Annotated in this window: 26 protein-coding genes; 11 read left to right on the top strand and 15 right to left on the bottom strand. The window is 38.7% G+C overall.

What is annotated here, in order from left to right; translation table 11 throughout:
* Nucleotides 1-3: 3 nt before the first annotated feature.
* From A7A78_RS03650 to A7A78_RS03630, 5 genes are all read left to right on the top strand, one after another.
* Nucleotides 4-1311: an ABC transporter permease gene (locus A7A78_RS03650; protein WP_068761093.1), complete on the top strand. Its 1308-nt coding sequence runs from the start codon at nucleotides 4-6 to the stop codon at nucleotides 1309-1311.
* A gap of 63 nt (nucleotides 1312-1374) precedes the next feature.
* On the top strand, nucleotides 1375-2319 hold the full coding sequence (locus tag A7A78_RS03645) for a hypothetical protein (protein ID WP_068761092.1): 945 nt from the start codon (nucleotides 1375-1377) through the stop codon (nucleotides 2317-2319).
* The gene (locus A7A78_RS03640) at nucleotides 2319-3482 is read left to right on the top strand and encodes a sigma-54-dependent transcriptional regulator (RefSeq protein ID WP_068761091.1); all 1164 of its coding nucleotides are present in this window, start codon (nucleotides 2319-2321) and stop codon (nucleotides 3480-3482) included. The genes A7A78_RS03645 and A7A78_RS03640 overlap by 1 nt, the downstream gene beginning before the upstream one ends.
* A gap of 5 nt (nucleotides 3483-3487) precedes the next feature.
* The gene (locus tag A7A78_RS03635; protein ID WP_068761090.1) at nucleotides 3488-4366 is read left to right on the top strand and encodes a PPK2 family polyphosphate kinase; all 879 of its coding nucleotides are present in this window, start codon (nucleotides 3488-3490) and stop codon (nucleotides 4364-4366) included.
* A gap of 31 nt (nucleotides 4367-4397) precedes the next feature.
* Nucleotides 4398-5789: a M20/M25/M40 family metallo-hydrolase gene (locus A7A78_RS03630; protein ID WP_068761089.1), complete on the top strand. Its 1392-nt coding sequence runs from the start codon at nucleotides 4398-4400 to the stop codon at nucleotides 5787-5789.
* Nucleotides 5790-5792: 3 nt separating this feature from the next.
* Here A7A78_RS03630 and A7A78_RS03625 read toward each other — a convergent pair whose 3' ends face one another.
* Together A7A78_RS03625 and A7A78_RS03620 are read right to left on the bottom strand one after the other, a co-directional pair.
* Nucleotides 5793-6455 carry a DUF1853 family protein gene (locus A7A78_RS03625; RefSeq protein ID WP_068761088.1) on the bottom strand — a complete coding sequence of 221 codons (663 nt, stop codon included), beginning with the start codon at nucleotides 6453-6455 and terminating at the stop codon, nucleotides 5793-5795.
* A 140-nt stretch (nucleotides 6456-6595) separates the two neighbouring features.
* Nucleotides 6596-7051: a DUF1801 domain-containing protein gene (locus tag A7A78_RS03620; RefSeq protein ID WP_068761087.1), complete on the bottom strand. Its 456-nt coding sequence runs from the start codon at nucleotides 7049-7051 to the stop codon at nucleotides 6596-6598.
* A gap of 220 nt (nucleotides 7052-7271) precedes the next feature.
* Between A7A78_RS03620 and A7A78_RS03615 the strand changes: the two genes are divergently transcribed.
* Nucleotides 7272-7604, top strand: coding sequence for a hypothetical protein (locus A7A78_RS03615; protein WP_068761086.1), 333 nt, complete (start codon nucleotides 7272-7274; stop codon nucleotides 7602-7604).
* A 219-nt stretch (nucleotides 7605-7823) separates the two neighbouring features.
* On the opposite strand, the gene A7A78_RS03610 is transcribed toward A7A78_RS03615, so the two are convergent.
* From A7A78_RS03610 to A7A78_RS03580, 7 genes are all read right to left on the bottom strand, one after another.
* Nucleotides 7824-8009 (bottom strand): hypothetical protein, encoded by a 186-nt coding sequence (locus A7A78_RS03610; RefSeq protein WP_068761156.1) that lies wholly within the window; start codon nucleotides 8007-8009, stop codon nucleotides 7824-7826.
* 10 nt (nucleotides 8010-8019) lie between these two features.
* Nucleotides 8020-9369: a hypothetical protein gene (locus tag A7A78_RS03605; RefSeq protein WP_068761085.1), complete on the bottom strand. Its 1350-nt coding sequence runs from the start codon at nucleotides 9367-9369 to the stop codon at nucleotides 8020-8022.
* A gap of 124 nt (nucleotides 9370-9493) precedes the next feature.
* Nucleotides 9494-10222: a phosphatase PAP2 family protein gene (locus tag A7A78_RS03600; RefSeq protein ID WP_068761084.1), complete on the bottom strand. Its 729-nt coding sequence runs from the start codon at nucleotides 10220-10222 to the stop codon at nucleotides 9494-9496.
* Between the two features lie 93 nt (nucleotides 10223-10315).
* The gene (locus A7A78_RS03595) at nucleotides 10316-10666 is read right to left on the bottom strand and encodes a DUF2200 domain-containing protein (RefSeq protein ID WP_068761155.1); all 351 of its coding nucleotides are present in this window, start codon (nucleotides 10664-10666) and stop codon (nucleotides 10316-10318) included.
* Between the two features lie 81 nt (nucleotides 10667-10747).
* Nucleotides 10748-12586 carry a PLP-dependent aminotransferase family protein gene (locus A7A78_RS03590; RefSeq protein ID WP_068761083.1) on the bottom strand — a complete coding sequence of 613 codons (1839 nt, stop codon included), beginning with the start codon at nucleotides 12584-12586 and terminating at the stop codon, nucleotides 10748-10750.
* A gap of 225 nt (nucleotides 12587-12811) precedes the next feature.
* Complete coding sequence (locus A7A78_RS03585) at nucleotides 12812-13651, bottom strand: alpha/beta fold hydrolase (RefSeq protein ID WP_068761082.1); 840 nt, start codon at nucleotides 13649-13651, stop codon at nucleotides 12812-12814.
* 133 nt (nucleotides 13652-13784) lie between these two features.
* Nucleotides 13785-14165, bottom strand: a complete 381-nt coding sequence (locus A7A78_RS03580; RefSeq protein ID WP_068761081.1) for a hypothetical protein — start codon at nucleotides 14163-14165, stop codon at nucleotides 13785-13787.
* Between the two features lie 73 nt (nucleotides 14166-14238).
* Here A7A78_RS03580 and A7A78_RS03575 point away from each other — a divergent pair, with 73 nt between their 5' ends.
* Complete coding sequence (locus A7A78_RS03575; RefSeq protein WP_068761080.1) at nucleotides 14239-14544, top strand: hypothetical protein; 306 nt, start codon at nucleotides 14239-14241, stop codon at nucleotides 14542-14544.
* Nucleotides 14545-14694: 150 nt separating this feature from the next.
* Here the strand turns inward: A7A78_RS03575 and A7A78_RS03570 are convergent, their stop codons facing one another.
* The 3 genes from A7A78_RS03570 to A7A78_RS03560 form a co-directional block, all read right to left on the bottom strand.
* Nucleotides 14695-16800: a MarR family transcriptional regulator gene (locus A7A78_RS03570; RefSeq protein ID WP_068761079.1), complete on the bottom strand. Its 2106-nt coding sequence runs from the start codon at nucleotides 16798-16800 to the stop codon at nucleotides 14695-14697.
* 110 nt (nucleotides 16801-16910) lie between these two features.
* On the bottom strand, nucleotides 16911-18746 hold the full coding sequence (locus tag A7A78_RS03565) for an ABC transporter ATP-binding protein (RefSeq protein WP_068761078.1): 1836 nt from the start codon (nucleotides 18744-18746) through the stop codon (nucleotides 16911-16913).
* A gap of 14 nt (nucleotides 18747-18760) precedes the next feature.
* The gene (locus A7A78_RS03560; RefSeq protein WP_068761077.1) at nucleotides 18761-19252 is read right to left on the bottom strand and encodes a DUF1572 family protein; all 492 of its coding nucleotides are present in this window, start codon (nucleotides 19250-19252) and stop codon (nucleotides 18761-18763) included.
* 90 nt (nucleotides 19253-19342) lie between these two features.
* On the opposite strand from A7A78_RS03560, the gene A7A78_RS03555 reads away from it, so the two are divergent.
* The 3 genes from A7A78_RS03555 (at nucleotide 19343) to A7A78_RS03545 (ending at nucleotide 21703) form a co-directional block, all read left to right on the top strand.
* On the top strand, nucleotides 19343-20731 hold the full coding sequence (locus tag A7A78_RS03555) for an MATE family efflux transporter (protein ID WP_068761076.1): 1389 nt from the start codon (nucleotides 19343-19345) through the stop codon (nucleotides 20729-20731).
* Between the two features lie 61 nt (nucleotides 20732-20792).
* Nucleotides 20793-21023 carry a hypothetical protein gene (locus tag A7A78_RS03550; protein ID WP_068761075.1) on the top strand — a complete coding sequence of 77 codons (231 nt, stop codon included), beginning with the start codon at nucleotides 20793-20795 and terminating at the stop codon, nucleotides 21021-21023.
* Between the two features lie 92 nt (nucleotides 21024-21115).
* Nucleotides 21116-21703, top strand: coding sequence for a phosphatase PAP2 family protein (locus tag A7A78_RS03545; RefSeq protein ID WP_068761074.1), 588 nt, complete (start codon nucleotides 21116-21118; stop codon nucleotides 21701-21703).
* Between the two features lie 61 nt (nucleotides 21704-21764).
* Here A7A78_RS03545 and A7A78_RS03540 read toward each other — a convergent pair whose 3' ends face one another.
* From A7A78_RS03540 to A7A78_RS03530, 3 genes are read right to left on the bottom strand one after another with little or no spacing between them, the layout of a single operon-like run.
* Nucleotides 21765-23390 (bottom strand): ArnT family glycosyltransferase, encoded by a 1626-nt coding sequence (locus A7A78_RS03540; protein ID WP_068761073.1) that lies wholly within the window; start codon nucleotides 23388-23390, stop codon nucleotides 21765-21767.
* Nucleotides 23380-24012, bottom strand: a complete 633-nt coding sequence (locus A7A78_RS03535) for a lipid-A-disaccharide synthase N-terminal domain-containing protein (protein WP_068761072.1) — start codon at nucleotides 24010-24012, stop codon at nucleotides 23380-23382. The genes A7A78_RS03540 and A7A78_RS03535 overlap by 11 nt, the downstream gene beginning before the upstream one ends.
* Nucleotides 24009-24719 carry a glycosyltransferase family 2 protein gene (locus tag A7A78_RS03530; protein ID WP_068761071.1) on the bottom strand — a complete coding sequence of 237 codons (711 nt, stop codon included), beginning with the start codon at nucleotides 24717-24719 and terminating at the stop codon, nucleotides 24009-24011. The genes A7A78_RS03535 and A7A78_RS03530 overlap by 4 nt, the downstream gene beginning before the upstream one ends.
* A 96-nt stretch (nucleotides 24720-24815) precedes the next feature.
* On the opposite strand from A7A78_RS03530, the gene A7A78_RS03525 reads away from it, so the two are divergent.
* Nucleotides 24816-25754: an NAD-dependent epimerase/dehydratase family protein gene (locus tag A7A78_RS03525; protein ID WP_068761070.1), complete on the top strand. Its 939-nt coding sequence runs from the start codon at nucleotides 24816-24818 to the stop codon at nucleotides 25752-25754.
* Nucleotides 25755-25774 lie beyond the last annotated feature (20 nt).

Genomic DNA, 25774 nt, shown 5'->3' with positions numbered 1-25774 from the left:
ACAATGAACCATCTTCCTCTTATCATTAAAAGGGAATACCTTACCAAAGTTCGCAATAAATCGTTCATAATCATGACGTTTTTAAGCCCAATCATCTTCGTGGGGATTTTTGCATTGGTTGCATACCTCTCGAGTTTGAATAATGATACCGTTCGCAACATCTCAATTTTGGATGAAAGCGGTTTGTTTGCAAATGAATTCACCAATTCATCAACTACCCACTATAAAATACTTAGCGGTACTTCTTTGGCTGATGCAAAAAAAGAAGCCGAATCTACTGAAATTTATGGTTTGCTTTACATTCCCAAAACCGAAAACCTTGAATCGCTTTCAAAGGAAATAACGTTCTATTCGGAAGATTCCCCTTCCCTTTCTTTAATGGGAAATATTAACGATATTTTGGAACGTGAAGTAAATACCCTAAAGCTTAAAGAAGCGGGAATTGATTCGGAAACTATTAAGGACCTACACATAAACATCAGTGCCAATCAAGAGACTTTTAAGGGAATGGAAACATCCAAACTTGGCGCAGGCCTAAAGTTGGGCTTTGGCGGGCTGGCTGGTTATTTACTTTTTATGTTTATCATAATATACGGTAATATGATTATGCGAAGTGTTATTGAAGAAAAAACAAGCCGTGTGATTGAAGTAATCATTTCATCCGTAAAACCCAGGGTATTGCTTTTGGGAAAAATATTCGGGACCACTTTGGCAGGGGTTACACAGTTTTTGGTTTGGGTTATACTCATATTGATTTTAATGGCAGCCGTTACCTCTATTTTTGGAATTGACCCCACCAGCGTTTCTGCTTCAGGCCAAGCCATAGAAAAAACAGTAGATGGCGGTACACAGCAGTTAATTCAGGAAGTAATGATGGAAATAAACAATCTCCCCATTGCGAATCTTATTATAATGTTTATCCTCTTTTTTGTGGGCGGTTATCTATTATACGCTTCTATGTATGCTTCTGTTGGGGCAGCAGTGGATAGTGAAACTGATACCCAACAGTTTATGATGCCTATTTTAATGCCGCTTATTTTAGCGGTTTATGTAGGTATTTTCACTGTAATAGACAATCCGCATGGAACTGTTTCACAAGTTTTCTCGTATATTCCCTTTACCTCGCCCGTGGTAATGTTGATGCGTATTCCTTTCGGGGTTCCGCTTTGGCAACAGATTATTTCGGTAGTAATTCTTTTTGCCACTTTTGTTGGAATGGTTTGGTTTGCGGCGAAAATTTATCGTGTAGGTATTTTAATGTATGGAAAAAAACCTACTTACAAGGAAATATTTAAATGGCTTAAATATTAAAAAAATGGCTTTGCCGAAAAATGCTATGAATTCGGCAAATTCCCTATTAAAAAAAGAAAAATTATGAAAAAAACCATCTTTATAAGTTCATTGCTATTGCTGTTTGCATTTGCAATGACCGCTCAAACAACAGATTTAGCACGTATTGAATATCTATACCTGCCATTTTCAAAATCAGACAACTCAATCAGCAGATACCGCGCATTGGTACAGGCGCCTATTCCCATCAATAAAGAAAAGAAAAACTATTTGGTCATAGGTTTTGAATATCGTTATGTAGATATTAATATAAAGGATAATGAAGATGTTTTGGCTTTTACGGAACCAATTCCAAATTCAAATTTTCGGGACAATCTTGTAACTTCTGTCCAGCAAATCGACGCTTATTTGGGTTACACATGGACTGCGAAAAATGATTGGAGATTTGGTTTAAAATTTGGACCAAAATTCCAAAGTGATTTTAAGGATGGCCTTCAAAGTGATGATATTATTTATGAAGGTGCTGTTTACGCCATAAAGGATAAAAAAAATGATACCACGGAAGGCCACAAACCATACAGATTGGTGCTTGGGCTTACATATTCAAACACTCCGGGAAGGGGATTTCCTTTGCCTATTTTAAATTATTATAAAGAATTTCACCCAAATTGGACCTACACTTTGGGGGTGCCCAAAACGAACGTGAGGCATTATTTAAATGATAACCATAAAGATGCTATTCAGGCTTTTGCTACCTTGGATAATGTTTATGCAAACATCCAACAGAATTTTGTGCCTTTATCCAGTCAAAATTCCGACGGGAAAGTTGCCGAAAGCATCCAGGAAACTATCGGTCTTCTGGGGTTGGGCTATGAGCATTTTTTCACCAAGCACCTTTTGTTTTATGGGTATGCAGCACATTCAGTATATAATGATTTCCGTTTGGAAGATGCTGATGGAAATAAAATTTACAAGATCAATACCGAGAACTCGCCTTATTTTAGGGCTGGATTAAAATTCAAATATTAATGCCAAGAATACTTATAATAGAAGACGAAGCAGCCATCCGAAGGGTTTTGGTGAAAATTCTTTCCGAAGAAAACAAAGGCTATGAGGTTTTTGAAGCCGAAGATGGCCTTTCCGGAATGGAAATCATCAAAAAAGAAGATTTTGATTTAGTGCTGTGCGACATTAAAATGCCAAAAATGGACGGCGTTGAGGTTTTGGAAGCTGTGAAAAAAATAAAACCCGAAATCCCGATGGTTATGATTTCTGGACACGGCGATTTGGATACTGCAGTAAACACGATGCGTTTGGGCGCTTTTGATTACATTTCAAAACCGCCGGATTTAAATCGTTTGCTCAATACCGTCCGCATTGCTTTGGATAGAAAAGAGCTGGTTGTGGAGAATACATTACTGAAGAAAAAGGTCAGTAAAAATTATGAAATGGTAGGCGAATCTCCTGAAATAAACAGGATAAAGGAAATGATAGAGAAAGTAGCACCTACCGAAGCCCGCGTTTTAATAACAGGTCCCAACGGAACGGGCAAGGAGTTGGTGGCGCATTGGCTCCATCAAAAAAGCGAACGCAGTAGCGGACCAATGATTGAGGTGAATTGTGCCGCAATCCCGAGTGAGCTGATTGAAAGCGAACTTTTCGGGCATGTAAAAGGCGCATTTACTTCAGCAATTAAAGATCGGGCGGGCAAGTTTGAAGCTGCCAATGGCGGAACTATTTTTCTGGATGAAGTGGGGGATATGAGTCTTCCCGCGCAGGCAAAAGTACTTCGGGCTTTGCAGGAAAATAGGGTGCAGCGCGTGGGTAGCGATAAAGACATAAAAGTGGACGTTCGCGTTATTACGGCTACAAACAAAGATTTAAAGAAAGAAATTGAGGAAGGCCGCTTTCGCGAGGATCTGTACCACAGGTTGGCGGTAATACTTATAAAAGTACCTTCTCTAAACGACAGGCGCGAAGACATTCCAATTTTGGTGGAATATTTTACCGAAAAAATAGCAAGCGACCACGGAACTTCCCAAAAGAAATTTTCCGCGAAAGCGATAAAACTTTTACAGGAATATGACTGGACGGGAAACATCCGCGAACTTCGAAATGTAGTGGAACGCTTGATTATTCTTGGAGGGAAGGAAATTAGCGAAGAAGATGTAAAACTTTTTGCAAGTAAATAAAAACTATGAAAACAGTAAACATTACAGATTTTAAAGTTTCTGAAAAAATTGTAATTGACGGAACAAAAACCTCGTGGGACCTAGAGGCGTCGAAAGACGAATTGGAAGACCAACTGGAAAAAACCCGAAAAAAATTGGGCAAATTGCAGGATACACTTTATGCCCATGGAAAATATGGCGTTTTGGTTTGTCTGCAAGGAATGGATACTGCGGGAAAAGATAGCTTGATCCGGGAAGTTTTTAAGGATTTCAATGCTCGCGGGGTGGTGGTTTATAGTTTCAAAACGCCAACGGCTCTGGAAAAAAGACATGATTACCTTTGGCGGCATTACATTGCACTGCCCGAACGCGGAAAATTTGGAGTATTTAATAGAACCCATTATGAAAATGTTTTGGTAACAAGAGTCCATCCCGAATATATTCTTGGCGAAAACTTGCCCAATGTTAACAGTTTGGAAGATATTAATGAAAAATTCTGGGACAAACGTTTTCAGCAGATCAATGATTTTGAAAAGACCATTCAGCAAAATGGAACGATTATATTTAAATTCTTTTTAAATCTTAGTAAAGAAGAACAAAAGCACCGCCAACTGCGACGTTTGGACAAACCTGAAAAAAACTGGAAATTTTCCCCGGGAGATTTGGATGAACGCGAACTTTGGGGTGAATACCAAAAATGCTATCAAGAAGCTATCAATAGAACTTCAAAACCGTATGCACCTTGGTATTTAATTCCTTCCGATGATAAGCGTACCGCGCGGGTTATTGTTGCGGAAATTATGCTTCAGGAACTTCAAAAATACAAAGACATCAAAGAGCCCGAGCTGGATGACGATATAAAAGCCAAGATTTCCGAGTACCGCGAAAGGCTTAAGAATGACTAACTTCAATTAAACTTTTTTTAAAACAATCATAATGAAAATCGGTTTCCTCCCCACATTATTTTTCTTTCTATTTATTTCTTCAGTAAGCATTTCGCAGAACGCAGTTCAGGATTCCATTATGCTCAGGAAGATTTATACCGCATCCTTAACGGAAGGCAAAAGCTATGAATGGCTGGATTATCTTTCCAATGAAATTGGTGGTAGACTTTCTGGTTCCATTGAAGCGGAAAACGCTGTAAAATATACAGAGGCGCAACTTAAAGAACTTGGTTTGGACAAGGTTTGGCTGCAGCCCGTAATGGTTCCAAAATGGACAAGGGGTTTTAAGGAATACGCCTATATAGAAACAAGCAATGGAGAGAAGACAGTTACTGAAATTTGTGCCCTTGGGGGTTCGGTAGCTACGCCAAGTTTGGGAATAAAAGCCGAAATAGTTGAAGTAAAAGGACTGGATGAGCTTGCTGCCTTAGGCAAGGAAAAGCTTGCTGGAAAGATTGTTTTCTTTAACAGACCGATGCAGGCAGATTTAATACAGACTTTTGAGGCTTACGGAGGTTGCGTGGACCAACGCTATGCTGGTGCTGCGGAAGCTGGAAAATACGGCGCGCTTGGCGTGATTGTTCGTTCTATGAACCTTCGCTTGGATGATTATCCGCATACTGGTGCGATGAGTTATGGCGACACGCCAGTTTCGCAACGCATTCCTGCGGCGGCAATTAGTACCAATGGTGCGGAATATTTAAGCAGTCTTTTGAAGTTACAGCCCAATCTTCTGTTTTATTTCAAGCAGAACTGTAAAACCTTTGACGATGTGCAATCCTATAACGTGATTGGTGAAATTACGGGCAGTACCAATCCTAATGAATATATGGTCGTGGGCGGCCATTTGGACAGTTGGGATCTTGCCGACGGCTCTCATGATGACGGGGCGGGCTGTGTGCAAAGTATGGAAGTGTTGCGGCTTTTTAAGAAAATAGGCTACAAGCCCAAACACACTATTAGAGTGGTTTTGTTTATGAATGAAGAAAACGGACTGCGAGGTGGAACCAAATATGCAGAAGAAGTAAAGCGCAAAGGAGAAAAGCATCTCTTCGCTTTGGAGAGTGATGCGGGAGGCTTTACACCCCGCGGATTTTCATTCCAAACGGATGCTGCCAATTTTAAGAAAGCACAGTCATGGCAGTCGTTATTTAAACCGTATTTAATCCATTCTTTTGAAAAAGGCCACGGTGGTTCCGATATTGGTCCATTGGAAGGAAATATTGATGTAATTGCCGGACTGCGCCCAGACAGTCAGCGGTATTTTGATTATCACCACGCTGCCAATGACACTTTTGATGCCGTAAACAAACGGGAATTGGAACTTGGTGCGGCTACTATGGCGAGCTTGGTTTATCTTTTTGATACCTATGGCACTAAATAAATTTTACCACCAAACTATAAAGAAACGCTCCATTTTATGGGGCGTTTTTTTATAGATTAAAGGTGATTTCTTCACTTTTAATTGTTCGTCAATTAATTGTTTTATTTCAGTGAACGAATACCAAGCTGTCACTTTTTCTACGGGTAAAAGCCATTCTTTTTTAGTGGGAATGGCATAGCGCGCCGTTTCGTCTTTCTCTAAATCTTTTGGCTTTAGATAATGGCCCACAATGCAATCTTGAACGTACTTTGGAAATGTTTCAGCATTTATATCTTTCGGAACAAATAGAAAAGTTTTTAAACACAACTTTTGCGAAGTAGGTTTGGGTAAACCGAGTGTTGTTAACTTTTGAATGGTTTCAGGATAGTGAAGCAATGGAAACTGTTTCAACTTTACCTTCTCCAACTTGTCATACAAACTGTCTTTTCGGTTGGGGCCGATACATTTTTGTTCTATTGCATCATCAATAGCCTTATCATATAAATAAAATTTGCAGGCCAATTCAATATGAACAACTTCACTGGTTTTAAGGTTTCGAATTATATAATCCAACTCTCCCAAAGTTTCCTTTGCACCTTGAATCTGAAGGTTTGAAGCTAGCAATTCAATATTGTTTGATTGTTTTAAATATGCTTCAAAACAAGCTTCCGCCTGTATGCCGAGCACGGAATCCTTTGGAAAGCTAAATTCCTTTTCGTTTATTTTTTCATCAGAAAATTCAAAATATTCAAAAGGATAGTTTTCTGAACGGATTTTTAAGTCCGGAGTGTTTTTAAAGTGCTGTAATATGTTGCTTGCTTTGATGGCTATCGTTTTAGTAAGCTTTCATATTTTGAAATCCAATCTTCTACGGTAATTTTAGTTGTGAGTTCACCCAACAAATCAAACGGAATGTTTTTTGGGTTTTTGAAGCGGATGCAGCTTTTGCCCATATCCAATTTTCCTGCGGCGTGTTTGGGATATTCTTCTGTAAACCATTTGTACAAATTGGGGTCACTATAAATGCCCATATGGTAAAAAGCAATGTGGTTTTTCTGTGAGGCGATACTTAAAAACGGCAGAGGGTCAGCAGGCTTGCAATGATAGCCAGCTGGATAAATACTGTGTGGCACCACATAGCTTATCATTCCATATTGCATGGTTTCCTCAAAACCTTTGGGGAGGTTTTTCTTTACAGTTTCCCGAAGTTTTTGCATTACTTCTTTTCTGTCCTCGGGCAGCTCGGTTATGTATTGGTCTGGCGTGATTGCTTTGGATTGCATTTTTTGATGGTTTAAAGCTGAAATTTCAAAGTTAAAATAATTTTACTGAATTCCGATTGACCTTAATTACACCTTAAGTAAACCTTAAGTAACCCTTAATTATCCCTTAAGTAAATACGGGTTAATTTTTTTTTAAATTTAAGGAGGAGGTCGGTATTTTTTATAGCAACTTTTAATACCAAAAATATAATTGTACTTTTCGATAAAATAAACAGAAAAGATGAAAAAATTTATAGCATTTTTAATAATTGCCCTTTTCTTATCAATAGCTACAGAAGGGCATTCACAAGAAATTACGAAATATAATTTTCTTGAAATAATTGTAGTTCAAAAAGCCAATAACCGGGGGAAGGTGAAACGTATAAAAGTGGAGGAACAGACTTCGCTGATTGGCCAAAATATCTCTATTGAAGAAATTGAGGATATTGAGGAAACTTCAACCTTGCTCAATTATATGAACGCGCACGACTGGGAGTTTTTGGATCGTCAATCTGTGGTTTCTGATGATAATGACCCTGTATGGATGAGTTATATTTTTAGAAAACGGAAGTAGATTTTTGGATTGTTAGATTTTTGGATGATTGGATTTTTAGAAACTAAACTCCAGTACTACAATGCGTTTGTGAAAGTAATTTGTAAAATCTGGATTACTATTTAAAATGCCAGGAACAATCAATTCATTTTGGGAATAACTTAGTGTGAGAAGAATGGATCTTACTAAAAGGACTTTCTTCATCTAATTTTTATTTTGTCCGGCATGCTTATCACTAACCTATTTAACCACAACGTTCTTGCCCAAAGTTTTAAAACGGACTCCGTTTGCCTGTACCACGGTAATGGTTATATGCCCAGTCTTACTGGTATTGATGTCACGCACGGTGCCGGATTTTCCTCTGTGCGTTCCTTTAATAACATCACAAAGCTCACCGTCTTTTAGGCTTTCTGGGTTGTTGTTCATATTTTTTAAATTAATCGTTACAATGCGAACCGGGGGCAACCCAATTCTTTTCATTTTCAAAGGCTTTATAGTCATTATTGATTGATGCAATATTTAGAAAATTTAAACTGACTCCTACGTGCACTTCATATTTACACCTAGCCGTATGGCATGGCCTATTGTCTAAAAGCCCTGTGGAAAGGTAAGATGAGGTGCGTGTATCCAATAAAATATAGGGCACTATTAAATTTCCTAACATACTTATTTCAATTCTTGGGAATTCTACGCCCACACCCATTCCAGCAATTCCAGCTGTTGCAGTATTACTGTCTCCAGTTTGTTCTGCGGAATCACCTGTAACATCGCCTCTTGAAGTTACTTCCCCATCCTCATATGAAAAACCTATATTGCTGTTATATTTAACTTTCATACTTACTTGGCTACTGCTACCTACAGCTACTTCGGGATAAATTTTAAGATTGGCCTTCAGTTTTAAGGTTACCGGAATGATTCCATTTATAAGGATAGTTTGGGATATTTCCGCAGGAATTTCCAATATTGCAATATCCGATCCCAAACCCACCGCGGCAAATTTAACTTCCATTTCACCTTCCATACCATCATTACTGTATGAAGCGCTTTGTGTTTCGCCCCCTTGAATGTCAATATTTGCATTGCTTGTAAAGGAGGAAATAAATCCTTCGGCTTTAATACTGCACAAATTTCCTTTTGTTGCCGTAAGGCTAATATTAAGTTTACCGCCCGCTTCGGGAGTCAATTCAAATTTTACATTCCATCCGTTTATATCACGCTCCAGTGCAATATGAAGCTCTGAATCTCCTCCTGACTCTATTTCTTGCTCTTCTTCTCCTTCATTTTGAGGATTTGTAAATCCAAACATTGGAACTGACATAGTTGCCACGGGCGTTCCTATTTTCATTTTTGCGGCACTCACCTGCGATTTATCCCAAGTAATGGGCGCCGAATAGCTTATTTTGGCATCTTTGTAATAATCTGTAAGGCGTGCATATTCAGATTCTACAATTATTTTACCACTTTCTTTTCGTACACTTGTTACTTTCCGTAGTGAATGTGTTTCAAACAAAACTACCTTTCCAGGTTCCAAATCTTCCACTTCGTCTGCGCTATCAGAGAAAACATAGGTGCCCGTTTCTGCATTGTAAGACTCTAAATCATCCAAAACTTTTCCTGAAACTGTTTGGGTATTTTCCTGCTTAGTTACTTCAAAAGTTTCAGTTTTTGGAACAATATAAGTATTTGAAAAACTGTTGGATTTCTTTTTATCACCTCCACAGGAATAGAGAAACAAAAGAGTAAACAACAAAGCCGATACTTTACGGAAAGAGTGGAATATTGCCATGGGTAATTTGGTTAAAGTGTTGATATTAAATATACTGCTTTTCTCTTTTGATATAATATTTCATCATCTTTTTTTTTGTGAAGTGTGTTGTGCCAGGTAATAAAAGTGAATATGGGGATATCATTTAAGTCTTTGGATCTCTTCTGAATACTTCAACCAAATTAAAAATAAGAATACAAAAAGCCACCCAAATAAATCCGGCAATATATCCGCCGGCAATATCTGAAGGAAAGTGTACTCCCAAGTAAATCCTGCTGATGCCAATACTTAAAATGACAAAAACCAGCAATATAATTATTGCGGTTTTTAAAAAATGATTGATCTTGAATCTGAAAAAAAGATAAATCACAAATCCATAAAAAGCCATCGCACTCATCGCGTGGCCGCTGGGATAGCTCAAGGTTTCTACCGAGACCAAATGTTCAATACTGGGTCTTGCGCGGTCAAAGAAGCGTTTCAACATCATATTCGATAGGGAAGCCAATAGCAAAACGAAAACAGTTTGCACTACGCCCCGCCATTTTTTAAAAACGAAATAGGATATTATCCCTGAAATTGCAACAACTATCAAATAACCGTATAAATCGCCCACGTTGGTCATAAAAATAAAATACTTTGTAAGCGCAGGATTCCGAAAGGAAATAACATAATCGGTTATTGCTTGGTCATATTGTGGCAGGAGTTGATCCTTTAATTCCTCGGTAAGTTCAATAAACAGATTGATGCCGCCAATAACAATAATCAAAGCGACCAAAACCGTGATGATGTAGGGCAGTTTGCTGTTATATTGGTGAAAGTTGCGAATTAAAAATGCTTTTACCTTTTGTATTAGTTCCAGCAACGGTTCTTTCATCGGGGAGAGGAATGTTTAAAAATTAAACATTAAAGATAGTTTATTTTAAGCATTGAAAAGTTTGATAGTTTACCCCTTTTGGTCTTTATCAATCTACTTCCTTAAAATCTTTTCGATCGCCTTGCCTTTTGCCAGCTCATCCACCAACTTATCCAAATAGCGAATCTTTTTCATCAGTGGATCTTCTATTTCCTCTACGCGGTAGCCACAGATTACGCCCGTTATTTTTGAAACATTGGGATTTAGTTGTGGGGCTTCGTCAAAAAAGGTTTCGAAGGTTACTTTTTTGTCTATTTGTTTCTGCAATGTTTTTTGGTCATAAGCTGTTAGCCAATAGATTATGGTGTCCAACTCTTCTTTGGTTCGGCCTTTTTTTTCTGCTTTGGCTACGTAATGTGGATATACGCTAGCAAAAATCATTTTATAGATTCTATCGTTTTTCATTCTATAATTATTTAGCATTCATGGCTCGCGATGGTTATAAAAACACAATATTCTGAAAATATACTCGCGATCCTAAATTACTTAAATATTTTCCACAAATTTTAAAAACACCCTTTTATGATGGGCAAGATCCATATTTCCTGAAAGTGATACGCGAACAATATAATCCTTATCACCTTCCTTGGTCGTGCCTTGCGTAGAAGTTGCGGGAATGGTCCAATAACTTCCTTTTAACTGGCCATAGCTTACGCAGAACTTACTTTCATTGGGAATTTCAGTAATCATTAAATTAATTAGCTTCAAATTCAAGGCTCTTTTGTAGCTTTCCTTTTCTTCAGCAGTATTTCCCTTTGTTGGAAGATCCAATGAAAACACAGAAGGGGTAAAGCCTTGGGCTGCTAAACTTTCTGAAACAAAATTGATCTTTGCTTCCGGTAAGGTTTCGTGGATGAAGTTTACAAACTCACGCGTGTTGTAGTAAGCATCAATAATCCGTTTGTTCATGGAAGGCAATTGCTTTGCCAGGATTTCATATTGAAGCGCTGTAGCCTCGTTATCGCAGAGGGTTAGATGCAACTCTATTTTTTCCATCAAGGCTATCGTTTTTGTATTTCCTACCACATAACCTGCCGTACATTTTCCGCCACTTGGGAATTTGGAACCACTAGCGTATGAAATAGCCCGCACCGTTGAAAGTATTTCCCCTTCGCCCAAGAAGTGATAGTTGGGGCAAAAAGTTTGATCCAAAATAAAAACAGGGTCTATAGCAGTTTCACCCGTTGAGGTTTTGCGCTCTTTGCTTAAAACAGCTTTCAATTGTTGCAGATCCGGGACTTCAACTCTTGGGTTTGTTGGGATTTCAGCAATGATGTAAGGGATGGCATCTTCGGCAGCTATTTTAGTTAAAACGGCATCGATACTTTGCACCATTTCATTATCACCATCAACCAATAAATCTACTATTTCAACATTATCAAGACAAGCTGCCACACGTCTTGCCTGGTCGTTTGTGCCGCCGTAACAATTTGGAGGGACAATAAATTTGATGGCCTTCCCTTTGTGTTTTTCCTGCGCATCGTGGATGAGGCCCATCATAATGGCGTACTGAATAGAGAGTCCGCTGGAACCAACGAGTGCAGCTGTGGGGGAGCCGGTAATTTCCTTTATGGAATTTAATACGCTTGGTTTATTTTCATCTTCATTATTTAGCGCAATAGAGGGTTGTTTACCAAGCCATTTTAATGCAATTAAGCAGTTGGCAGGCGTCATGGCAATGGTTTCCCTTCTCCGTACGTGCTGAATTTCTGAAATGTAATCTTTGTTCTTTTCGCCATTTACAATTAAAGTACTTCCGAGCTGCCCTTGAAGGCTTAGGAAAAAGTCAATGGTTGGCGTGAGCGCAACAGCGCCAATCTTCTCATTCTCTGAAATGAAGAGGGTGCTGCCATTAAATTTTGGAATGGCTGCTCCTTGCTCTATTTTCTTTAGTTCAAAATTATAGCCGTAGATGTTTTTTACGATGTCAGCATCGAAAAAGTTTGGTAATTCATCGGTATAAAGGATTTGGGTTTTTTTATTAGCCAATAAATTCTTCCGTAGGATTGCCAGGATGGGAACCGTTTTGGAGGAAAAGGTTATTACATGCTCGGGAGCTAAATTATTGAGGTTGGCAATTCCCCATTCCAATATGCAGGATAGTGGATGGCCCAAACGGATATAATCATAAGCCGTGGGTAATTTTTTTAGGGCTGCCGGTTCCGCATTATTGGCATGATATAAGTTTTCAAACTGATCTAAAAACTGGGTTTTTGCCAAGCTTTCATTATAAATATCAAGTCTGTGGGTAGTGAGGTTTAGCCAGTCTGCAGGCATATTTTCTAATACCTCTTTTATATAATTTTGCACGTTAGTGTCTTGCATGTTTTTCACTTTTAAATAGGTCCGCAAGTTACGTTAATTAGATTTTTTTGAAGATGATTTAAGAGTTTTGTAACAATGGGTTTTACGGATTTAAAAGACTTGTGACGCTTCATCCAAAATGCTCAATTTTTGCTCTCGCGTGCGGAGTTTTATTCATTCAAATGGTTGGATTCGAGCTGGATGCTTCCGCTCGTTGGGGCTAGAGGGAAAAACTTAAAATTCAATCTAGTTTTGATTGTTCCATTCGCCGTTCAAAAATGCTAAGGTTCTACGTGTAAAATCTGCACTATTTAAGGAGCCTTCATGGGGCATATGCCAGCCATTGGGAACAATAAAAAGATGTGCGTTGGGGATGGTGGTGAACATTTCCCAGGCATTGGAAACGGGAACAAAGTCATTGTCGCCGTGAACTATTAGGGTGCGTGCTTTTATTCTTGAAAGTTGCTCTGAAGTTATGTTGGGATCTCCAGTTAAATTTCTAAAATTATAAAATTGATATGCCAGCTGCATCCCCTTTTCGGCCCCGTGCAATTTTTCGCCATCATTGAATATATAGAAATCTTCAGGCTTGGCATTATGTTCAATAAATTCCCGAGTTTCCGTACTGAAATTTAATTGCGCACTCACCGGCACAATAGCTTCAAAACGTTCTGGTTGTAAATGTGCAACATAGAGCGCAATAATTCCGCCGCTGCTATGGCCAATCACTTTTGCTTTTTCAATTTTTAAATTGTCCATTAGCATCAGCAAATCCTGAGCGGCTACTGCATGCAGAAAAACATTGGTAGTGTCTGGGTTTGTGGAACGGCCGTGCCCGCGCATATCCCAAGCTATTACCCGGTATTGTTTGGAGAGTTCGGGAATAAAAGCTTTCCAGTCTGATGCCGTTCTGCCAAACCCGTGAAGCAGAATCAATGGCGCTCCTTGGCCGTACTCTTCATAATATATTTTGGCACCATTTACAGAAGTAAATCTGCCATTTTCAGAAATTGGTTCTTGTGCGTTTAGACAAGGTGCTGCTATAAATAAAATGATTATAGCATTAAAAAGGAAGCTCTTTTTCATTTTTGAACAGGATTTAAATGATGCATATAGTTAAAAATACAACATTTAGGAATTGGTTGGTGCTCGGCAACCTTGTAAAAGAGCCCTTAGTTGGATGCGTATTGAAAAGTATTGGAAATTAGGCTAAGACCTATTAAAGCTTGTTGAAGGGTACATTGCCTAAACCCGAGGCCAGCAATTGTCCGGCGGCGTTTATGGTAAAGGGGGTGGCATCGGTAGCGCCGTCGTCATAATCTAGGGTAAGGGTGGTTTCGCTGCTGCTCCAGCTAAAGGGCCGCAGGTTTGAAATTGCGGTACCGTCCGGCTGGGCTATGTATTCAGTACTGTAGCCGTTGCCTTCCGTATTAAAATACAGTTTGTAGTCATATTCCTCGCTAAAGTCGCTGCGTTGCCATACGCCAAGTAAGCTTTTGGTTGAATCTGCATTGTTGTTTTTTTCATCATTGTTGCAGGATAGGAGTGTTGTGATAGCGAGAAAAAGAATGGTGGCTTTAAGGGATTTATATGGTTTCATTTAGCGAAAGAAGCGTGTTTGTTATTGCTTTAGATGGGTTAAAAGTATGGAATATAGTTGATAAATATGTTTGGTGTTTAGTAGGTTTATTCTTCAATACTATAAGCAGTACGCTCGCGATAGTGGGGCAATTGGTTTTAAAGGATTTGCAATTGGTTACGCAGAAGTTACAATTAATTTTGCAGGAATTACAATTGGCTATGCAGAAGATGAAATGTGCTTTGCGGGAGTTGTAAATGGGTTTGCAGGAGATATAAATGGGTTTGCGGGAGTTGCAATTGGTTATGCAGGAGTTGTAATTGATTTTGCAGGAGTTGTGATTGCCTTTGTATGTGTTGCAATTGGTAATGTATATTATATTTTTAGTAACGTATGTTAGGTAATTGGGAAAGGTCGCATTACAAATGCGCTGTTTAGATGGACACTCTTTGCAAAAGCGCGCCAGAGGGGGCTTTTTAAGTTTAGAAATTATTTTATTACTGTTGTGAGCACGAGCGGGACGCTCGCGCTAGCGGGGGAGGATAAATTTTTATGATTCAAAGTTAAAAGTATCCTCCGCCTCTTCATCGTTAAAATAAATTTCTTGTGCTTCCTCTGTAATTGTAAAAATTCTTCTTCCAGTTTCATTTTCTGATCGAGTAACTAATTCTCTATCAGAAAGGTTGCGCCCTCTTTTTCCGATTAATTGATACGAGCAATCTAATTCTGCTGCAATTTGGTTTGCGAACATATTTGATCTTTCATCATGTAGCGTTTTTAAAATTCCAAGCTCAGTTCTAGGTAATAGAGATTCTTTTGATACTTCGTTTATAAGATCACCATATTTTATTGAAAGGTTTATTACTTTACATTTTCCATTTTTACAGACCGGACAAAGCATGTCATATTTTTGTAAACTTGGTAGAGCAGAGGCTTCCTGCTTTACTCCACAAGAATCGCAAATAATTTCCTGGTTCATAGATAGATATGAAGTAACTATTGGGCTATAATCAAATATTCGTTCTACGTAATATAACCTATATTCTCTTTTACCTTGGGGTCTGCCAAAATTTATAGATTCTTGTTGACATAAACCATAATTGAGAGCATATATAGATACTTCTTTACCATCACGATCTTTCATTTCGTAGTATTTGGTAATAAAAAAATTTAACTCCAAAGATGATAAGACTGATTCATATTCGGAGATCACATGAAAATGACTTGTGGGTGGTCGTCCTGCTATATCTTTCATTAATTTAGATCCTTGGTATGATCGAAGTTCTTTTGACCTTATAACAATTTGTTCATACAATTCTTTAAGGCTATAAATTGAAGATCTTTCTTCGAAAGATTCGTGAAGAAATTTATTTAATTTAAAATAAGCGCCAATTTTCTCTGAAAAATATCTTTTGGAGGCATCTTTAATGCTTTGTACGTTAATTTTATTTCCGTAAATAACTGAAGTTTCATAGCAGTAATAGAGAATATAACCCAGAATTCTTGGATTACCCATGCTGGAATAAAATAAATTTAACCAAATTTCTTCTACAGATTTAGAGGATGAAAAATATTCTTCTAGATTATCTTTTGTATAATAATTGAGTCTTTTTTCAAGTAATCTTTTTGTAAATTCCACAGCTTGGGCTTCCATTGTACTAATATCGCCTCTTCCATAAGCTCTGTGAATATCTAAATATACTTCGTCAATTTTTGTTTTATCTATATCTCCCAAATATAATCTGCCAGGATAAACAGCTACTTTTAACTTAATAAATTCGTCAGACCAATTATTAAAGGGAGTTAAGATTGCATCAACTACTTCTATCATTTCCGTTTTTGGTAACTCAGAAAAATCATCAATAAAAATATGAATTCGGTCTAAATTCAATGTTGCCAAAATTTCCTTTAATTGCTGAATGAGTTCTCTTATTTTAAAAAGACGAATAAATATCTTAGAAAAGTTTTCGTTATGTTTTGATTCTTGATTTTTTAGTTCAGAAATAAAGTAGGATCCTGTAAAAGAAGGAGTTTTAGAAGCGGTAGCTGTAACCTTTAATTCTTCCTTAGATATTTTTCCATCTGTTTGTTCCATTGAAGCGTTCTTCACGAAACCTCCTGTTACATTTATATATTGTTCCGAATTTATTTCAGCAATGAATTGATCGAGTTTTTCGAAAAGCTCAGAAGAAGAACCCGTGAAACGATCCTTCATAGTTGCCCAGATATTTGACTCAATCCTCTTTTCGATTTGCTTTTTAATTTCTTTAACCAATTCTGCCATAAATGCTCGAAAAACATGCAGTTTTTGTATGGTGTGTGAATTTAAAGTTCCGGTTACATCAGTGTGGGAAATTCCAATCACTTCTGATGTAGAGGATTCGTATAAGGACTTGATATCAATATAAGCCCACGTAATATTTTTTTTTTGATCTAATTCATATTGAGCTCTTTGAAAAATCGTAGATTTTCCTGTTCCTTTTCTTCCAATAAGGAATGTAGTGTTGTCATTTAACAAAGTTTTTAAAACGTGATCATTGGGAAGAGGATCGGCATATAATTCTTTTATTAATTTACGTCCTTTTTGATCCATTAACTCTGCTCTTCTATAGAGTTTTAATGAATTTACGGCCTCAAGAAATTTTTCTTTCTTCATATTTTCTTATTAAATAAAATTCCAAACATTTCAAAATTATAAAGTTTTAGTAAAGATAGTTATGAAAAGTTAAATAGTCCATAATTGATTTTACTTTTGAGTTAATAACTCTACTGATACCCCGCCGCCTGCAACTTAAACAACTCAGAGTACAATTTTGGGTTTGCCATTAACGCTTCGTGGGTGCCCAGCTCCAGCACTTGGCCGTTTTGCAATACCAAAATACGGTCTGCCATGCGCACGGTGCTAAAGCGGTGGCTAATAATAATGCTGGTCTTGCCCTTGGTGAGGGCAATAAAGCGTTCAAAAACATCAAACTCTGCTTGGGCATCCAGCGCGCTGGTGGGTTCGTCCAGCACCATCACATCGGCATCCTTCATATAGGCGCGTGCCAGGGCCACTTTTTGCCACTGCCCGCCGCTTAGTTCGGTGCCTTTGTAAAACCTTCTGCCAAGGCGTTGTTCCAGCCCGTCGGCCATTTCGGTCACCACTTGTTCCGCGAGGCTTTTGCTGGCGGCGTAGTTTATTACTTCGTCGTTCTGCACTTGGTCTATATTGCCCACGGCTATGTTTTCACGTAGGGTAAACTCATATTTAAAAAAGTCCTGAAAGATGACGCCAAAACGTTTTCGGTAGGCGTCCACATCAAACTGGTTTATGTTGATGCCGTCCAAAAGTATTTCGCCTTGGGTGGGTTCGTAAAAGCGGAGGAAGAGTTTTATAAGCGTAGTTTTTCCCGCGCCGTTTTGGCCTACAAAGGCCATTTTTTCGCCTGCTTTTAGGATAAAGGTTACGCCTTTTAGCACTTCGGTTTCGCTACCAGCATAAGCGAAGTGTAGGTTGTTAACCTGAAAACCTTCTTTAATGGTTTTGGGCATAGCCGTTTTTGCTTCGGCATTTTGCTCTACAGTTAAATCGATAAAGTCAAAATAATCCTGAAGGTAAAGCGCGCTTTCGGAAATACGGGTAAAGCGCGAAAAGAAGCCCTGCAGATTGTTGCGCAAACGGTTGAAGGAACCGGAAAGGAAGGTGAGTTCCCCAATGGTAATCACGCCCGTAAGCACCCGCAGGATGATGTAAACATAGGCGCCGTAATAACTGAGCACGCCGAGAATATTGAAAAGCGAACCGTAAAAACTTTGCCTAAGCGAGAGTTTTTTGTTGATGAGGTAATAGTCGTTTGAAAGGTTTTTAAAGCGTTCCGCGATAAAATCTGTTAGACCGAAAAGCTTGATTTCCTTAGCGGTTTGGTTGTTGGCGCCGATGAAACGAAGGTAATCCAGTTCGCGGCGTTCGGCGGTCCAACTGCGCGCCAAAGAGTAACGGGTGCTGCTGAATTTCGCTTCATTTATAAACGAAGGAATAATGCTGAGCACCAAGATAAGTATTAAAATAGGTTCAAAATAAATCAAGCCCGCAATCAGCGAAACCATAGAAATCAGGCTTTCTGCTTGTCCCAAGGCGTTGGTCATTAAATCTACCCGGCTGTTGGTTTGGGTTCGGGCGCGTTCCAGTTTGTCGTAAAATTCGGGGTCTTCCAGTTGGGCGATGGTGAGCTCGCTGGTTTTTCGGATTATTTTTTCGGAAGAGGCGTTGCTGTATAAATCGCCCAGCAGTCCGTCCGTTAGGTTTATCAATCTTCCCAACAAATCTGAAAGTACGGCAACGGAAAATTCGATGATTACGTAATTCCAAAGCATTGTAAAATCTTTGTCTTCTAAGGAAACTTGGAGGATTATTTCATCAATAATCATTTTTCCCACCCAAAGGATTACTACGGGCGTGAAGGCGTTGAGCAAACGGCTGAAGGCGTTCACAAAAAACAGTTTTGGGCTGGCGCGGTATATTTCCTTAAAGAAGCGCGGTATGGTTTTCAGCGCTTTGAAGGAATCGCGAACGCTGGTTTTTTCTTTATCTGTTATGGATTTTGGGATTGGACGGGGCATTTAGTTGTTGGTTGTTAGTTGATGGTTGTTAGTTGATGGTTGTTGGCTATCAATTTTTTTATCAAAACAATCTGACCTAAATGATAGTAGCAGTGTTCTATCATTGCATCAATATTTCTTTGAAAAGTTCCGTATTTTTCATCTGTAAATGCATTGTTCAAATTGTTTTCTGAAAGTTGCGCTACGAGATTTGCAAATTCCTCGGCATCCATAAAGAAAGTATCCAAGAAATTTTTCCATTCATTTTCAGAAGTTAACGGAGGAAAATCAAAACTATAGGCATCTTTAATTTCTAAGTTTCCCCCTTTAAAAACAGTAGCCACCCCTTTTATATAATAATGGATGTGCTGCGCAAGTATTGAAATGGTGTTTAAATCGCCAACTTTTGTTTGGGCAATTTGCAGCGGTAGGTTTTGCAGTTGGTCTTTATAATTGGTATTGGCTATAAAAGTGCCGTTAAGAATTACTTCCCGAAACCGGTTTGCCAATTGTTGGCTATTTTTCATCTTCTATTTTTTGATTAATTAAAGTAATAGTTTTTTTTCAAATAGCATTTTAAAAAACCCAACAACTATCTTTGCGCAAAAAATTAAGTTTTGGCATTTAGCGATTATTCTAAAGAGTTTAAATTCAACATAAAATTGGCAACACCCGTAATTTTGGGCATGTTGGGCCACCAAGTGGTTGCGCTGGTTGATAATATTATGGTGGGCCAACTGGGTACTGCTGAGCTTGCTGCGGTTTCGCTAGGGAACAGTTTTATGTTTGTGGCGATGAGTTTGGGGGTTGGTTTTTCTACGGCAATCACGCCGCTTGTTGCCGAAGCCGATGGCGAAGGCAATCGCGAGAAGGGGAAATCTTCCTTTAAGCACGGACTGTTTTTGTGTATCGTGCTTGGTTTGATGCTTTTCGGAATGGTGATGGCCGCCAAACCGCTGATGTATGTAATGAAACAGCCACCCGAAGTTGTTGATTTGGCGATGCCCTATTTAACGTTGGTTGCGGCTTCGCTTGTGCCTTTGATTATTTTTCAGGGTTTTAAGCAATTCAGCGATGGTATGTCTATGACGCGCTTCCCAATGTATGCTACTATTGTGGCGAATTTGGTGAATGTGCTGCTTAACTATATGTTTATCTTCGGAAAGTTTGGTGCGCCAGAACTTGGCGTTGTTGGAGCTGCCATTGGCACTTTGGCTTCTAGGGTTGTGATGGTGCTTTATTTGTGGTATTTATTAAGCAGAAAAGAGAAATCGCGGTTTTTTGTTACAAGTATAAAAATTTTCACTCTCAGCAAAGCGATGCTTAAAAAGCTTTTAAATCTCGGCTTTCCTTCGGCGATGCAGATGTTTTTTGAGGTGGCTATTTTCACTTCCGCAATATGGCTTTCCGGAATTCTTGGGAAGAATCCACAGGCTGCAAACCAAATAGCACTGAACCTAGCTTCTATGACTTTTATGGTGGCAATGGGATTTAGCGTTGCGGCAATGATACGCGTTGGTAACCAAAAAGGATTGAAAAACTTTAGGGAATTGCGGCGCGTGGCCATTTCCATTGTGTTATTAACGTCTATTTTATCGTTGATTTTTGCCATTGGATTTATACTTTTTAATGGCGAATTGCCGAAAATATTTCTCGATTACAACAGTATAACCGATTTTGCCGACAATCACGAAGTGGTTTCCATAGCTGCACAGCTTTTGATTATTGCAGCAATATTTCAATTTACCGATGCCTTGCAAGTAGTAGCTCTGGGAGCGCTGCGCGGAATGCAAGATGTGAAAATACCAACAGTGATTTGCTTTATAGCGTATTGGATAATTGGTTTCCCTATTTCGTATTACTTAAGTATGGAAACTTCCCTGGAAAGTATGGGCATTTGGATAGGCTTGTTGGCAGGGCTTTCCGCTAGTGGCATTATGTTATTCATCAGATTTAATTATCTTTCGAAGAAATTAATTAGGCAGGAAGTAGCGATTAGCGAATAGCGAAAAGAGAATAGTTTTTAAAAATCATAACTCCGAACTCATAACTCATAACTCCAAAAAAATGGATTTCCCAAAATATTTATTAGGCGACAACAGCGATTATCCAACGGCGATTTTCGTGATACATACTGAATTTCCGCGTTTCATCATTAATCTTGAAAACGATGAGGTGGAATGGTTGGAAGATTTTGATGCCCAAGACCAGAAAGAACTGGAGAACGAAGCTGAAAATTTAATTCAAGGCGCGACAGATTTTTACGATCGGGAGATTTCGTTATATGATGAAGATTGATTTTTTCAACACGAATTCACGAATACTTTTATATAATTATTCATGAATTCGTGGCGAAACATTTCAAATTAAACATTAAAAAAGATTTTTGAATGCTCGAAGAACTCCTAAAATACGACACCCAATTTTTCCTTTTTCTAAACAATCTGGGAAACACTTCTTGGGACGGATTTTGGCTTTTTGTTACCGAAAAATGGTCATCTATACCTATTTATGCTATTCTTCTTTATTTGATTTTTAAGAATTACGGTTGGAAAGGAACTTTAGTAATTGTGGTTTGTGTAGCGCTGATGATTACGGCTACTGACCAAATTGCCAGTTTGTTTAAATACGGCGTCCGTCGTCCACGGCCTTGTCAAGTTGCTGAACTGAAAGAACACATGCGTTTTATAGCTGATGGTTGCGGCAGGTTTGGTTATTTCTCTGCGCACGCGGCAAGCTCTATGGCTGCGGCTGTTTTTTTAGGATTGAGTCTTCAAAAATGGTATAAATATTTGCCTTTTCTTTTATTAATTTGGGCTGTAATTACTGGTTATAGTCGAATTTACTTAGGCGTCCATTATCCGTTGGATGTAATTACCGGAATGGCCTTTGGCGGATTGACGGGCTGGCTTTTTTATCTTTTGCAGAAATGGGGGCAGCGGAAGTTTAATGTCAGGTCGAGCGCAGTCGAGACCTAATTTTCAACCAAAAATTTAAAATAGAAGAAATCCTTCGACTGCGCTCAGGGGGACATTGCGATTATTTTTTAGTAACGACAAACAATTCCCTATAAAGTCTGGTTTTATGGGTTTTGCTATCTGGCCCTTTTGGGTTCATGTCGTAACGGATTATGTGCTCTCTTTTAAAATCTGCATAAACTTCAGCAAAATGTTGCAGGCTTTCTTCTGAAACCAAAACTCCGAAACGCTTCTCATTAGGAATTGTGAATTCCCCTTCATTGTTGAGCATTTCCATCTTTTCGCCGTAATCCCAAATAAGTTCGGGCGTCATTCCTGAAAACTCATAGACCTTTATGTTTTCTTTTTCCTCAAAAGCATGCAATTCCGAAAACGGTTTGTAGTCGGGATTTATAGTGATGGCTTTGCTCAGCGGAAGGCCGAACCAAATAACGGTCACGATAAAAGCAATCGTCAAATAAAAGACCTTTGCAATATTTCTTCGGAAAAGATTTCGAAACATAAAAACCCCAATTGCAAACAAACCGATTGAAAGCAAACCAAACCAAACCCAATTTCCTGCTAGACCATCTTTCAGAAAAATGTAGCCGCCAACAGGGAATACAATTCCTATAAAAGCAATCAGTCCGAAGTTAAAATAAACAGGAATTGTTTCTTTCTTATCTTTCAATTCTTTAAATCTTCGGAAAAGATATTCAATATAAAACCCTGTATTAAGAGCCATCGGAATTAAAACAGGCAACAGATAGCGTGCCTTTTTTTCAGGAATCAGCGAAAGTAAAATCACCGAAAGCATGGTCCAAAGAAAGGTAAACAGATATGCTTTTTTATTGAAAACCCGATTTTTTAAGTAAGGGTAAAGCAATGCAATAAATGCGGGAATCGTCCAAACGCCGCTTTGTGTGAAAAAGCTCCAATAATAATAAAATGGCTTTATTTCATAGCTTATCCAATTGGTGGTTTCCTTTTTGGTGATTTCTGCCGCAGCGGGATCGAATGTAAGCGTGTACCAATGCCACCAAGCAGAAACCACGAAGGCAACCGCCAAAAATGTAATGAGAGGCAGCCAGCACGATTTAAAATTTCTGTATTTATAAACAATTCCGAAGGCTATCAAAAAGGGCAGGAGCAGACCGTACATAGAAACAGGGCCTTTGCTTAAAAACGAACAGCCAAAGAGAAGTCCGGCCAAAAGCGCGTTTCTATATTTGTGTTTTTCTTCCGTGAAAAATAAATAAAGTAGGTAGATACAAACCACCATAAAACCGTGGGTGTAAATATCCCATTGCCCATCGCGTGCAGAGGCAACTATGTAAAAAGAAGTAGCCATTACTAAGGCACTGATAAAAGCATACAATTTTTCTGAAGTAAGTTTTTTTGCAAGTTTATAGGAAAACAGCACGAGAAAAAGCGTCATAATCGCTGCTGGAAGCCGCAGTGCCCAAATACTTTTTATCCCGAAAATTGCTGCTGAAAAAGCCGTTAACCATGTGGGCAGCGGGGGTTTTTGATAGCGAGGTTCGCCGTTTATTGTGGTTAAAAGCCAATTGCCGTCGTGAAGCATTTCGCGAGCTGTAATAAAATTTCGCGCTTCCATAATGTTTACCGGAAGCGAGTCCAGATTCACGAAGAAAATAGCCGCGCAGGTAAGCAAAAGTAGCAAGAGATAATTTTTCTCAACTTTCATAACGCATCTGTTTTTTCCAAATAAAAATATTGCGGACGTAAATTATCAAACCAGCAATATGGCCTACAAAAAGTACCGGATCTTTTCTGAAGATGGCATACGTCAAGATTAAGGACGCTCCCAAAACGCTCATCCTCCAAAAACCAACCGGCAGTTGTGAAGTTTTTGTTTTTTCGGAAACCATCCATTGGTACACAAAACGAAGCGTAAATATTAGTTGGGAAATAATACCCAATAACAAAAGCCACAGCGGGATTGCATCATTTTTGAAAAGTTTTTCAATGTCGTATTCGCCATTATTGTATGCGTAAACAACCACAAAAATTGGAAAAATATAAAGAAAAACCTGCAGCAGTTTTGGCGATTTCTGCCATTCACCCTGCAATTGTAAATTGCGAATGTAAATATAATAAGTCAGCGCTTGCCCAAGCATAATTGCGAAATCATCACGCAAATGTCCATAAACAAAAAGTAAAAAAGAAGCGAGCAAACTCAGTTTCCAAAATGCGGAAGGTGTTATGATGCGTTTGCTTTTTTCGGAAAGAATCCACTGAACAATAAGCCTTCCGCTAAAAAGAATTTGTGCCAAAAAGCCAATGCCATACACAATCCAGTTGCTCATCCCTTGCTTTTAATTTCGTAGTTGATGTATTTTTTCTTCATCCAAAGGTAAGCGAAGCAGTCCATCAAAGGACCTATCAATCTGTTCCAAAGTCCAAATTTTGCGGTTCCTGCCATTCTTGGAAAATGTTTTACGGGAATTTGAATTATTTTTCCGTTTTGTAACAAAATCATTGCAGGTAAAAAGCGGTGAAGCCCCTTAAACATTGGGATGCGTTTGGCATAATCTGTTTTAATTACTTTTAAAGGGCAACCCGTATCGTCCATGCCGTCGTGCGTAAAGGCGCGGCGAATACCATTTGCAATTTTTGACGACATGTTTTTTACAAACTTATCCTTTCTTTCGGCGCGAACGCCTGTTACCAAATCGTATTCGCCAATATGTTCCAACAAAAGATTAAAATCTTCCGGCGCCGTTTGCAGATCGCTATCAATATAGCCAACCAACGGACTTTCGGCAGTGTCGAAACCAGCTTTTATAGCAGCGCTCAGGCCTCTGTTTTCCTTAAAAGAAATAAAATGAAAAGCTTCATTGCGATTGCAGATTTCTTCAATTAACGCTTGACTGTTGTCCTTGGAACCGTCGTTAACAAAAAGAATGGAAGTTTTTTTGGTTGCTATTTTTGTGTAATCCAGTAATTCCTTTTCTACCCTTTGCAGGTTTTCTTCTTCGTTGTAAACGGGCACAATTATGGTGAATTCGTACATTTCGATTTTTGAAAAGGTTTCTGCAAAAGTATTTCTTTTTTGAAGAATACCGCAGAACGTTAAAAAAGATGTTATTTTGCATGTGAAATTAATTTTATGAAGATTTTAATTACAGGTGCTGCGGGGTTTATAGGTTCGCATACTTCGGAAAGATTGAAAGAACTTGGACACGAGGTTGTTGGTATCGATAATTTTTCGCCCTATTACGATGTTTCTTTAAAAAAACTGAATGCCAAAGCACTTTCAGATAAGGATATTACAATACTTCAAGTTGATTTGCGAAGCGACGATTTAGCTGAAAAACTTCCAAACGATTTCGATTATATTTTCCATTTTGCCGCGCATCCCGGAATTTCAAATACTTCCACTTTTGAGGATTATTTTACAAATAATATTTTGGCAACCCAACGCCTGCTTGAGTTTGCGGAAAATCTTCCAAAGAAGCCATTTTTTGTAAATATTGCCACATCATCCATTTACGGTTTGGAGGCTACTTTTCCTGAAAGTGTTCCTCCAAAACCAGCTTCGTGGTACGGGGTCACAAAACTTGCTGCGGAACAATTGGTGCTTGCAAAAAGCCGTGAAAAGAAATTACAGGGAACATCTTTTCGTTTGTTTTCCGTTTACGGTCCGCGCGAAAGGCCGGATAAGCTTTACACCCGATTGATAGATTGTGGTTTGAACAACAAAGCGTTTCCACTTTTTGAAGGAAGCGAAAAACATTTGCGAAGCTTCACCTATGTGCAGGATATTGTGGACGGAATTGTGAGCGCTATTGGAAAAGAAACAATTTGCAACGGCGAAATTTTCAATTTGGGAACTGAGACCGAAAGTACCACAGCACAAGGGATTGCAACGGTTGAAGAAATTCTTCAAAAGAAAATTGCAACCGAAAAAAAACCACCTCGCGCGGGCGACCAATCGCGAACCAAAGCGAATATTGACAAAGCCAGAAAATTGCTTGGCTATAACCCAAAGACTACTTTAAAAGAAGGTTTGCTGGCACAAACGGAATGGTTCAGAAATAGTTTTTAAAAAACTTATAATTAACGAAT

Source organism: Aequorivita soesokkakensis, from assembly GCF_001641085.1.
Taxonomy (GTDB): Bacteria; Bacteroidota; Bacteroidia; order Flavobacteriales; family Flavobacteriaceae; genus Aequorivita; species Aequorivita soesokkakensis.
Note: the sequence above shows the minus strand (reverse complement) of the source record. Positions and strands in the feature narration are given on the sequence as shown.